Origin of the sequence: Enterococcus sp. VV15, from assembly GCF_005236045.1 — a bacterium.
Lineage (GTDB): Bacteria > Bacillota > Bacilli > Lactobacillales > Enterococcaceae > Enterococcus_B > Enterococcus_B durans.
The window spans coordinates 1-11,660 of sequence record NZ_QPTY01000036.1 but is presented as its reverse complement, the minus strand read 5'-3'; the positions used below and the strand labels follow the sequence as shown (position 1 = coordinate 11,660).

Genomic DNA, 11,660 nt, shown 5'->3' with positions numbered 1-11,660 from the left:
ATGCACAAAATCTTGTCTAGTTTATCTATTTTCGCCTATAATATAAAAACATGAAATAGTTATTGAAAAAATTAGGAGGTTGATTATGAAAAAAAGGCATTTGCTTTACTCAATTATTTTCATAATGACAGGACTTGTTACATTTGCCACTGGCTACAGTGTACAAGCTGACAATACAAAAACTACGGAATCAAGCACAAGCGAGACGATGCAAAAAATAGAGCCTAAAAAAGACACTTACGTCATTGCAAGTGATTCGGCTTTTGCACCATTCGAATTTCAGAACGCTGATGGTGAATATGAAGGAATTGACGTCAAACTCATGGAAGCTATCTCAAAACTCCAAGGCATCAATATCCGCATGGATTATCGCGGTTTCGCTGCTGCTCTACAAGCTCTAGACTCCGGCCAAGCCGACGGTATGATTTCAGGAATGACCGTAACAGATGAACGAAAACAAAGTTATGATTTTTCTGATCCTTATTTCAATAGCGGTATCCAAATCGCTGTCAAAAAAGGCGATACTTCAATCAAATCATATAAAGACCTAAAAAATAAAACTGTTGGCGCCAAGGTAGGAACTGAAAGTGCGGACTTTTTAGATGCTAACCAAAGTAAATATGGCTACAAAATCAAATATTTCGATGCAGCCGATCAATTGTATGACGGCTTGAAAGTTGGTGCCATAGACGCTATGATGGATGACTACCCAGTAATCGGTTATGCCATCAAACAAGGACAAGCACTTGAAACACCAATCAAAAGAGAATCAGGAGGTGTTTATGCATTCGCTGTCAAAAAAGGCCAAAACCAAGAACTTCTTCAAATATTCAACGAAGGTTTAAAAGAATTAAAACGAACTGGCGAATACGACAAAATCATCAATAAATATATTTCAGATGACAGCAGTTCAGAAAAAACAAAAGCAAACGAATCAACAATCGTTGGTTTAATCCAAAATAATTACAAATCCTTACTTAAAGGTTTATGGAAAACGATTCTTTTAACGCTGATCTCATTTGCTTTAGCATTAATCGTGGGAATCATTTTCGGCTTATTCAGTGTAGCACCGATCCGTGCATTACGTACACTTGCTACAATCTATGTCGATATTATCCGTGGTATCCCAATGATGGTACTAGCATTCTTCATTTTCTTTGGACTACCAGGTATTCTTGGATTTACCATCCCTGATTTTATTGCCGGGATCATCACATTGACCTTGAATGCTAGCGCGTATATCGCTGAGATTGTCCGTGGTGGGATCAAAGCTGTACCAGTAGGTCAAATGGAAGCATCTCGCAGTCTAGGTTTGCCATACAACCGTACAATGCAAAAAATTATTTTGCCACAAGCAATCAAGATCATGTTACCATCATTCGTCAACCAATTTGTTATCTCATTAAAAGATACAACCATTATTTCAGCAATTGGCGTTGTCGAATTATTGCAAACTGGTAAAATCATCGTTGCCCGTACGACGCAAAGTACGTATGTGTACTTGATCATCGCAATCATGTATTTGATCTTGATCACTGCCCTAACTAAATTAGCAAAAGTTTTAGAAAAGAAGGTGAAATAACATGGCAGAAAAAATCTTGGTAGAACATCTTGTAAAAAAATACGGTGACAATACTGTTTTGAATGACATCAACGTTTCAATCAATGAAGGCGATGTTGTTTGTATCATCGGCCCTTCTGGTTCAGGAAAAAGTACTTTTCTTCGTTGTTTGAATCGTCTAGAAGAACCTTCAGATGGCGATATCATCATTGACGGCGCACATTTGATGGATAAAAATACAGATATCAATCTTGTGAGACAGCATATTGGAATGGTATTCCAACATTTCAACCTGTTCCCTCACCTTTCAGTTTTAGAAAATATCATTTTAGCTCCAATGGATCTTAAAAAAGAAACAAGAGAAGCCGCAGAGAAAAAAGCAATCAAATTGCTTCAAACTGTTGGTCTCGAAGATAAGAAAGATATGTATCCAGAAATGCTTTCCGGCGGACAAAAACAACGTGTCGCTATCGCACGCGCATTGGCGATGAATCCTGACATCATGTTATTCGATGAACCAACTTCTGCTCTTGATCCAGAAATGGTTGGCGATGTATTGAATGTTATGAAAAAGTTAGCCAAACAAGGAATGACCATGGTCATCGTTACCCATGAAATGGGCTTTGCTAAAGAAGTCGCTAACCGCGTCATGTTCATCGATGATGGAAACTTTCTAGAAGATGGCACACCACAACAAATATTTGAACATCCACAAAATGAACGAACAAAAGATTTCTTAGATAAAGTATTGAACATCTGATCTCATCAGATATTGAAATGAACACCATTCATAAAGAACTATAGGTACACAAAAAAACGGATCGAGCATGGGACAAAAGTAAGAAACACTTTTGTCTCATGCTTTAAAAACGAATAAACAGCGGGAGCAGAAGCAAATCCTTCTTAAATAAGCCGAAATTCACAAAAATTTGAAAAGCAATTTTCGTTAATTTATTCTTACTTCTCGGAGTTAAACACTTCTGCCCCAGCCTCGATTCGCTTTTTTCATGTGCAAAGACAAAATATTAGCAATATCCCATTCAGTATAAAAAGACCGAGTAAACAACAGCAGTGTAATCCAACAGTTGTTACTCGGTCTTCATTTTTTGATTTGACTAAAACAATCGCCTTCAAGCTATCAAAAACGACTATTTACGCTTTTTTCCACCAAACGCATCCTTGACCTTATCAAAGAAGCCATCTTCTTGTTGTTCTTCAACCTTCATTCCACCAGCTTCAGCAAATGCACGCAAGGCTTCACGTTGTTGCTCATTAAGATTCTTAGGCGTGATCAGTTTTACTTTGACATGTTGGTCACCCGTAGCCCCACCACGAAGCTTAGGCGCACCCTTGCCACGTAGACGGAAGTTTGTCCCAGTTTGAGTTCCCGCAGGAATTTTCAATTTCACATCCCCATGGACAGTTGGCACTTGTACTTCGTCACCTAACGCAGCTTGAACAAAACTCAAAGGTAATTCATAATAGATTTCTGAACCATCACGATCAAAGATATCACTTTCTTCTACACGGAAAATAACATAAAGATCACCGAAAGGTCCACCATTTTCACCAGCCTCACCTTGGCCAGCTAAACGCATTTGTTGCCCTTCTTCTACACCAGCTGGTACATTTACCTTCACTGAGTGAGCTTTCTTTTCATGACCAGAGCCATGACAAGTTGGACAAGGATCTTTGATTTCTTTCCCAGTGCCATGACAGACATCACATGTTTGACGACTCATCACTCGTCCAAGTGGTGTCTGACGTTCTACATTGATCGTACCTGATCCATGACATTTGTGACAAGTCGTTGGTTGTGTTCCTGGTTTTGCACCATTCCCATTACATGTATGACAGACTTCCTCACGGTTGTATTTGATTTCTTTTTCAATACCAAAAATTGCTTCTTCAAAAGAAAGGTCTACAGTATATTGTAAATCCGCTCCTTGACGAGGGGCATTAGGATCAACCGTTCGGCCGCCTCCTCCAAAGAATGAGTCAAAGATGTCTTCAAATCCACCAAAGCCACCGCCAGAGAATCCACCAAAGCCGCCGCCAAAGCCACCACCGGCTCCGCCAGCTCCATAATTAGGATCGGTACCAGCATGACCATATTGATCATAGGCAGCACGCTTTTGCGGGTCACTTAAAATCTCATAAGCTTCTGATACTTCTTTGAATTTTTCTTCTGCATCAGGTTCTTTATTGATATCTGGATGGTATTTCTTTGATAGCTTACGATAAGCTTTTTTGATTTCGTCTTCAGAAGCTCCTTTTGCGAGCCCTAAGACTTCATAATAATCACGTTTTGTTGCCATAGGCTTTCCTCCTATTGGTTCTCATCATTTCCACGTCGCTTGTTATCATATCATATTTTTACTAAAACAAAAACTGCAACTTTGAAGTATTTTCAAAAGAAAAAGCCAAAGTAGCAACTTTGGCTTTAAACATGCGCAGTCTTAAAGAAACAGAGCCATAAAACCATTATCGGCTGACTATTTCAAACTTTTATGGCTCTATCGTTTTCTTAGCGACCTCTGCTTACTAAAGTGTCCAAAGGCCTTCCTCTAATGAAGACAATCTTGAACACGCGAAGAAATCTCAGCTCTATTCAAGACTTATCTTCCATATAAATAGCCTATTTACAAACAACTCGACGAGTCAATTATTTTTTGTCGTCGCCATCGACTTCTTCAAAGTCAGCATCGACAACATCGTCAGCTCCACCTTGTGCTGCTTCTGGATTTTCTTGTGCTTGTTGTTGTGCAGCTTGTTCGTAAAGTTTTACAGTAAGGTTTTGTACGATTTCATTCAATGCGTCACGTTTTGTTTTCATTTCTTCGATATTGTTTGCTTCTACAGCTGCTTTTAATTCATCACGAGCTGCTTCTGCTTTTTTCACTTCTTCTTCGTCAACTTTACCTTCTAATTCTTTCAATGTTTTGTCAACAGAGAATAGTAATGCATCTACATCGTTACGAAGATCTACTTCTTCTTTACGAGCTTTATCTGCTTCTGCATTTGATTCAGCATCTTTGACCATACGTTCAATTTCTTCATCTGTTAAACCTGAAGAAGATTTAATTGTAATTTTTTGTTCTTTTTGCGTACCTAAATCTTTAGCTGACACGTTAACGATCCCGTTTTTGTCGATATCAAAAGTTACTTCGATTTGAGGGATTCCACGTGGTGCAGCAGGAATATCTGTCAATTGGAATCTACCCAGTGTTTTATTGTCAGCAGCCATCGGACGTTCCCCTTGTAATACATGGATATCTACTGCTGGTTGATTATCTGCAGCTGTTGAGAATACTTGTGATTTACTTGTAGGGATCGTTGTATTACGATCGATCAATTTTGTAAATACACCACCCATTGTTTCGATACCTAATGATAATGGAGTGACATCAAGTAAAACAACATCTTTCACATCACCAGTAATAACTCCACCTTGGATTGCAGCACCCATAGCAACTACTTCATCTGGGTTCACTGATTTATTTGGTTCTTTACCTGTTTCTTTTCGAACTGCTTCTACAACAGCAGGAATACGTGTTGAACCACCGACTAAGATCACTTCATCGATTTCTGATTGAGACAAACCAGCATCTTTCAAGGCTTGACGTACTGGAACTTTTGTACGTTCAACTAAATCAGCTGTTAATTCATCAAATTTTGCACGAGTCAATGTCATTTCTAAGTGTAAAGGTCCAGCTTCTCCAGCAGTAATAAACGGCAAGCTGATTTGTGTGCTAGAAACACCTGATAAATCTTTTTTCGCTTTTTCTGCAGCATCTTTCAAACGTTGCAACGCCATTTTATCTTGTGCTAAGTCAATACCATTTTCTTTCTTGAATTCTGCAACCATGTAGTCGATGATCTTGTTATCGAAGTCATCCCCACCTAAATGGTTGTCCCCAGCAGTTGACAATACATCAAATACGCCATCTCCTAATTCAAGGATAGATACGTCAAATGTACCACCACCAAGGTCAAATACTAAGATTTTTTCGTCGCGGTCTGTTTTGTCTAAACCATAAGCAAGTGCTGCAGCTGTTGGTTCGTTAACGATACGTTCCACTTCTAACCCAGCGATTTTCCCAGCATCTTTTGTTGCTTGACGTTGCGCATCATTGAAGTAAGCAGGAACTGTAATAACAGCTTTTTCAACTTTTTCGCCTAAGTAATCTTCAGCAAAACCTTTGATATATTGAAGGATCATTGCAGAGATTTCTTGAGGTGTATAAGATTTACCTTCAGCTTCTACTTTGAAGCCATCTTCACCGATATGGCGTTTGATTGATGAAATCGTATTTGGGTTTGTAACTGCTTGACGTTTTGCTACTTCCCCTACTTGGATCTCACCATTCTTAAATGATACAACAGAAGGAGTTGTACGATTACCTTCTGGATTTGCGATGATTTTTGCTTCGTTTCCTTCTAATACAGCAACAGCAGAGTTTGTTGTACCTAAGTCAATTCCGATAATTTTACTCATAATTAACGTCTCCTTATCTTTACTAAACTTTTTTATTCAATCATGACTTTTTATTGCGCAACGATGACCATTGTCGGTCTCAACACGCGGTCATGTAATTTGTAGCCTTCTTGAAGCACTTCTACGATCGTATCCGCAGGAACATCTTCCGATGCAGGCACTGTTTGTACCGCTTGATGGAGATTTGGATCGAATGCTTCACCCTTTGCAGGGATTTTTTCAATACCTTCTTCTCTAAGTGCATGTCTCAAACTTTCCAAAACCATTTCCACACCTTTTTTCAGGCTGGCACCTTGGTCATCGGAAACTTCAGTTGATAATGCACGTTCTAAGTTATCGATAGAAGGTAATAATTTTTTTGCTAAATCTTGCGAACGATATTTTTGCAACTGTTCACGTTCGTTCTTCCCACGATTTGCCATATTCGCGATTTCTGCACGAGCACGCAAATATTTATCTTCCATTTCTTCAAGTTCAGCTTTCAAATTCTCGATTTCAAATTCTTCGGCTTCAATTTCAGAAACACCGGAATCTTCGACAGCTTCCATATCGATTTCCGGGTCGGGATGAGTATCCGTAACTTCTTGATCTAATTCTTCTTGGTTTTCTTTCACGATACAGTCTTCCTTTCATTATTCAGTCAGCTGTTTGATTGATTCAACCTTACTTGGAGAATCTAATCCTTACAATCCGTTTTAACACTAAGAACCTGATAAATCAAGTGAGCGGTAATAGTCGGCAAGTTTCACCGCTAATTCCTGACGATAGACATCCACCAAACCAAACATCTTAGAATACGGCATGCTAGTTGGTCCTAACAATGCTATTGTACCTCGACCATGCCCGGCAATCTCGTAACTTGCTTGGATCATACTCATATTCTGCAAAAGATCGTTTCCTAGTTCAGTACCAATCTTGATATGGATATCACTATCCATCGGCACGATCATCTGCATCAATTCATAGGTATCAGTCATAAAGGAAAACATCGACTTGAATTGGTCAAGATCCTGGTGTGGTTCATAATCTAATAGATTCATTTGTCCACTTACATAAACTTTATCTTCAAACGCATGACCGAGTACCGTATCAAAAAGATTAGACATCCCTTCAGTTGTTTGGAAGTACTTATGCAAGATCATTGGAATTTCTGTTCGCAATTTGTGATAGACCGTTACTAGAGGATCTCCCACTAGACGATCATTGACAATGCGAACCATTTTTTCTAGGTCTTGACTTCCTAAATTCTCTGGAAGTGTAAATATTTGGCTTTCCACATTGCCTTTGTCCGTCACGACGATTGCAATAATCTGTCGGCTATTCAAAGGAATGATTCGAAATCCAGTTAATCGGCGGTCTTTGATTTCTGGCCCTAACGAGAAAGTCGTATAACTAGTCAGCTGGGATAAAATTTCAGCAGATTGCTTGATAATCTCGTTGATTTCATGAAACTCTTTGCTTAAAGACTGCCGAATCTGTTGCAAATCATCGTTTGACACACGAGCCGGCTTTAGCAAATGGTCCACGTAATAACGATAGCCAAGTACTGAAGGTATCCTTCCTGAAGACGAGTGAGTCTTAAGCAAAAGACCTTCATCTTCTAGTGCTTTCATATCATTGCGAATTGTTGCCGAGCTTGCCTCGACTCCTTCTTCCATTAACGTTTTGGAACCAACGGGCACGCCACTACTCGTATAGCTTTGGATGATCAGACGTAAAATCTCACTTTGTCTTTGTGTTAACATCTTCCTCACCTCTTGTTAGCACTCTTATCTTCTAAGTGCTAACCCACTTACTAATATAGCAAGAAGCCCTACCTGTGTCAAGAAAAACAACTCTATTATTAGCACTCTCTTAAGGCGAGTGCTAATAATAGAGTTAACCAGTAAGACTATTGATCTAGCAGTATTTCATCAGCTTTTCAAACCTTTTTAAAAATACTTTTTACTTTCTTTTTTTGCTTTTTATAAAAATTTAACGTTTTAAAAATGGTTTCAAATTTCATCTCCTAATAAAAAACGTTCAAATACATTGTTTCCTAAAAATATTCCTTTAGGTGTAAGATAGATTCTCTCATCATCATTAACAAGCAAACCCTCATTTTCTAACTCAATCAGTACAGTCGAATACAATGATTCTATTGAACATTGGTAACGCGTTCGGAAGTGTTTTTTTGAAATTCCCATTTTTTTCCGCAATCCCAAAAACATTTCTTCTTCTATCTGATTTTTCTTAGACAGTTCCTCTTTTTCTAAAATAGGCAACTCACCTTGTCTCAATGGACGTAGATAATGTTGGATCGGTCCCTTATTTCGATAACGATTATTCCCAAGATAGCCACTAGCACCTGCACCAAAACCAAAATAGTGTTCATTGTTCCAATACATCAAGTTATGCTGAGACTCATGCCCAGTCAAACCAAAATTACTGATTTCATATTGGTGACGCCCATGTTTCTCCATTGCCTCGATCGTTTCTTCAAACATCCTTGTCTCTATTTCTTGATCTGGCAACTCCAGTCTCCCTTGTCGTACCCAATTCATAAACATTGTTTTATTTTCTAAAATCAATGAGTACAATGAATAATGAGGTAAATCAAGCGTTAGAGCCTGCTCTAATGTCTGACGATATCCTTCAAGTGTCTGACCTGGAAGAGCATAAATCAGATCAATACTTACATTATTAAAATTCTCCGCTTCCAAAAAAGACATCGTTTGATAAACATCTTCAGCTGTATGCTTTCGACCAATTTTTTTCAATAATTTATTGTCAAAAGTTTGCACTCCCATTGACAAACGATTAACCCCATAATTTTTCATCACCTGCAGCTTCTCACGCGTAAGGTCACCAGGATTGGCTTCCACAGTAAACTCTTTCCCCTCTTTAAAAGGTAAGATTTCCCGTGTGCCCGCCAACAAGCGATCCAACTGATTCGCTGACAGTGATGTTGGTGTGCCACCACCAACATATAACGTCTCTAAATCAGCCACCGGATATTTCTCAATCATGATTCTCATTTCTTCCAAAAGCATCTCAACATATTCATCGACCGGCTGCCCCTCTAGAAAGACTTTATTAAAATCACAGTAATAACAAATATGCTCGCAAAACGGGATATGGATATACGCAGAAACCTTACGCTCTGCGGAATTTATTGTTTCATTCATTAATTTTCTTTCTCCTTACGTCAAAAAGTCGTACTGATTTTCGACCTTCTTTAAACGGTGTTCAAGTACTAGCTCCATGAAATAAGCCATAAATTTCTAAAACATGAAAAGCTGTTTGAGAAATTTCTTTCTTATCGTCATCGGAGCTACCTAGCACTCTCACGACCTCTTATCAAACGGTATTCAAGCGATTGCTCCTGCGGAATTAAGTTCAAAAAATCCAAAAATATGGAAAGCTATTTTCGATTTTTTGCTCTTAATTCTTGGAGCAGACCATCGCTTTCATGACCTCTCATTAAACGGTGTTCGCAAAGCTGACCTTAGGCATTAAGTCAAAATCTGCAAAAATATGGAAAGCTATTTTCTCAGATTCTTCCTTAATTGCTCAGGTCATAGCGCTTTGCTTACAACCTCTCATATACGCATACTAAACGTATTTGGCAAACAAATCCACTAAAAAATCCAAGAATCGACTTCTTGGATCACTTTTTCTTTCGTAGCACTAGACACCTGGTTGTAAATTTCCAGTGTGGTTTTCATATTGGCATGGCCCACACGATCCATGATCGCTTTGATGGGAACGCCAGCTTCAGCTAATAAAGAGATATGGGTGTAGCGAAACGTATGCGTCGTCACATGCTTCTTAAACGCAGGGTAGCTTTCTCTTAAGATGTCTTTCACACATTTCACTGGCTTTTTATTGTTGCCATGACCATTCATAAACTCATTAAACGAATGATACACAACTGGCGTACCATTTTGGGTCTGAAAAATTGTGTTTGAAAAAAGAAAGGTCTCGGCAGCCTTCACTTTTTTGTGATAGGCAGTTTGATTCTTTCTTTGATATGTCTTTATAAAAGTTCCTTTTTCTCGTTGTTTCATCTCTTTTTGTCTCGCTTCATTTATTTGAATTCGATTTCGAATAATTGAAAGAGAACGATCATCCAAATCGATTTCTCGAATAGAGGAAATGGTTTTTGGCGGATTTCGTATGTATTGCTCAATTGTTCTACCAGCTGCCACTACGCCTTCATCAATCACTAATTTTTTTGCAGAAAAATGAACCTTCTCCACCGTTAGCGCGCTTAACTCACCAATCCTCAATCCATTTCGAATTAGAAATTCTGCCATATCCAAGTAAAGTTTTCCCATCTTATTATTTTCATTATTTATCTCATATTTCTCGTTGATTACCTGAAAAAGTATACTGATTTCTTCTTTCTCTAGAAATTTCTTTTTTCTACGGTGGACCGCTGGAATTTTTCGATCATTTGGGATTTTCAAGACAATCTTATTCAAATCAAATAGAACTAAATCGTGGCGATAGCCATAAGCTAGAATTTGTTTGAGCAAGGAACGGATTTTTTCTAATGTAGCTTTTTCTAGAAATTTTTTTGTTTGTTTCGAGCGAATCGCCAGGATATCTGTCCAAGCACCTTCTACAAATAAGGGAGTTAACTGCTTCAGTCGCAGATCATCCGTAAAATACGGACATAGGTACCGTGCAAGAATCTCTTTTTGGTAGTGGACAGTCGTTTGACGAACAGTTGGTGACTAAGCTTTTAGCCAAAGAAGTGTCAATTCACGAAACGTTTCACAATGGTTCGCATCAGAAAACATCGAATCCTTTTTAAGCTCTTTTTCAATCTGTTCCTTTAGATAGCGCAATGCTTGTTTTTCACTTTTAAACCCTTTTGCTTTCCAATTGACACTTTTCTTTCTCGTCTTTCCTTTGATTGGATCATAGTAAGCCTGAAACGTACGTAAATAACTTTTTTTATCGATTATTGTATACGACCTTCGAAAATACTGTTTCCATTCTGATAATTGCAATCACTTCCCCACTTTTCTCTTACAAATTTTTCTTTTTTTAAAACACTAGAATTTTCTAAGTTAAACCTCTTTCTAAGACAATTTATTGATTGTTAAAATAAAAAAACCATCCTTATAAAAGGATGGTTCAATAAATATAATAAAATTTAATAAAGTAAAACCAACATGACAATAAAGTTATAAGCAAAATGTACAGTTATTGAGTACCAAATATTTTCTGTTTTGATATAGATGTATCCTAAACACAATCCTAAGATTATGTATGTCCAGAACATGTAAAAATTCGAGGATAAAACGGTCTGGTGTCCAATTGAAAACAAAACAGAAGATAAAAATAATGTTGCATATTTTAAAATAGATGAATGATTTAACCATATCAGGCAAAATCGATTAACTATTTCTTCAGTGAAAGGTGCGAAAATCAAAGCATTCACAATTGAAAACCAAGTAAAGGAAGCATCATTTATTTCAATTCCTTGATTGAATAAAAGATAGGATAACATGTACAAAAATAAAAAAATTAAGATAAAGTCCATATAATTGTGTAAAAGATAAAAGGCCATGTAACAGCCCTTTTACGGTACAATGTTTTTAACCACAA

10 protein-coding genes are annotated in these 11,660 nt (G+C 37.8%); 2 read left to right on the top strand and 8 right to left on the bottom strand.

Features of this window, described 5'->3' with window-relative positions; genetic code table 11:
* The first annotated feature begins 85 nt into the window (after positions 1-85).
* On the top strand, positions 86-1,582 hold the full coding sequence (locus DVW83_RS11695; protein ID WP_104662106.1) for an amino acid ABC transporter substrate-binding protein/permease: 1,497 nt from the start codon (positions 86-88) through the stop codon (positions 1,580-1,582).
* A 1-nt stretch (position 1,583) separates the two neighbouring features.
* Positions 1,584-2,321 carry an amino acid ABC transporter ATP-binding protein gene (locus tag DVW83_RS11690; protein ID WP_005880043.1) on the top strand — a complete coding sequence of 246 codons (738 nt, stop codon included), beginning with the start codon at positions 1,584-1,586 and terminating at the stop codon, positions 2,319-2,321.
* Positions 2,322-2,709: 388 nt separating this feature from the next.
* On the opposite strand, the gene dnaJ is transcribed toward DVW83_RS11690, so the two are convergent.
* The 8 genes from dnaJ to DVW83_RS16135 form a co-directional block, all read right to left on the bottom strand.
* Positions 2,710-3,879, bottom strand: coding sequence for a molecular chaperone DnaJ (gene dnaJ, locus DVW83_RS11685; protein ID WP_104660834.1), 1,170 nt, complete (start codon positions 3,877-3,879; stop codon positions 2,710-2,712).
* Between the two features lie 347 nt (positions 3,880-4,226).
* Positions 4,227-6,059 (bottom strand): molecular chaperone DnaK, encoded by a 1,833-nt coding sequence (dnaK, locus tag DVW83_RS11680; RefSeq protein WP_104660833.1) that lies wholly within the window; start codon positions 6,057-6,059, stop codon positions 4,227-4,229.
* 50 nt (positions 6,060-6,109) lie between these two features.
* Complete coding sequence (gene grpE / locus DVW83_RS11675) at positions 6,110-6,673, bottom strand: nucleotide exchange factor GrpE (RefSeq protein ID WP_005880049.1); 564 nt, start codon at positions 6,671-6,673, stop codon at positions 6,110-6,112.
* 87 nt (positions 6,674-6,760) lie between these two features.
* Positions 6,761-7,804, bottom strand: coding sequence for a heat-inducible transcriptional repressor HrcA (hrcA, locus tag DVW83_RS11670; RefSeq protein WP_104660832.1), 1,044 nt, complete (start codon positions 7,802-7,804; stop codon positions 6,761-6,763).
* 249 nt (positions 7,805-8,053) lie between these two features.
* Positions 8,054-9,226 (bottom strand): radical SAM family heme chaperone HemW, encoded by a 1,173-nt coding sequence (gene hemW / locus DVW83_RS11665; protein ID WP_123862892.1) that lies wholly within the window; start codon positions 9,224-9,226, stop codon positions 8,054-8,056.
* Positions 9,227-9,679: 453 nt separating this feature from the next.
* A complete protein-coding gene (locus tag DVW83_RS11660; protein WP_224784431.1) occupies positions 9,680-10,579 on the bottom strand; it encodes a tyrosine-type recombinase/integrase in 900 nt (299 codons plus the stop codon).
* A 201-nt stretch (positions 10,580-10,780) separates the two neighbouring features.
* Entirely contained in the window at positions 10,781-11,059 is a 279-nt protein-coding gene (locus DVW83_RS15640) for a hypothetical protein (RefSeq protein ID WP_224784432.1), read from the bottom strand.
* A gap of 146 nt (positions 11,060-11,205) precedes the next feature.
* A complete protein-coding gene (locus DVW83_RS16135; RefSeq protein WP_151026501.1) occupies positions 11,206-11,562 on the bottom strand; it encodes a CPBP family intramembrane glutamic endopeptidase in 357 nt (118 codons plus the stop codon).
* Positions 11,563-11,660: the final 98 nt, after the last annotated feature.

What these genes read in the sequence shown, in the direction of transcription:
- dnaK (WP_104660833.1), bottom strand. Translation starts at nt 6,059, where the DNA reads ATGAGTAAAATTATCGGAATTGACTTAGGTACAACAAACTCTGCTGTT.
- hemW (WP_123862892.1), bottom strand. Translation starts at nt 9,226, where the DNA reads ATGAATGAAACAATAAATTCCGCAGAGCGTAAGGTTTCTGCGTATATC.
- DVW83_RS16135 (WP_151026501.1), bottom strand. Translation starts at nt 11,562, where the DNA reads ATGTTATCCTATCTTTTATTCAATCAAGGAATTGAAATAAATGATGCT.
- DVW83_RS11690 (WP_005880043.1), top strand. Translation starts at nt 1,584, where the DNA reads ATGGCAGAAAAAATCTTGGTAGAACATCTTGTAAAAAAATACGGTGAC.
- hrcA (WP_104660832.1), bottom strand. Translation starts at nt 7,804, where the DNA reads ATGTTAACACAAAGACAAAGTGAGATTTTACGTCTGATCATCCAAAGC.
- dnaJ (WP_104660834.1), bottom strand. Translation starts at nt 3,879, where the DNA reads ATGGCAACAAAACGTGATTATTATGAAGTCTTAGGGCTCGCAAAAGGA.
- DVW83_RS11695 (WP_104662106.1), top strand. Translation starts at nt 86, where the DNA reads ATGAAAAAAAGGCATTTGCTTTACTCAATTATTTTCATAATGACAGGA.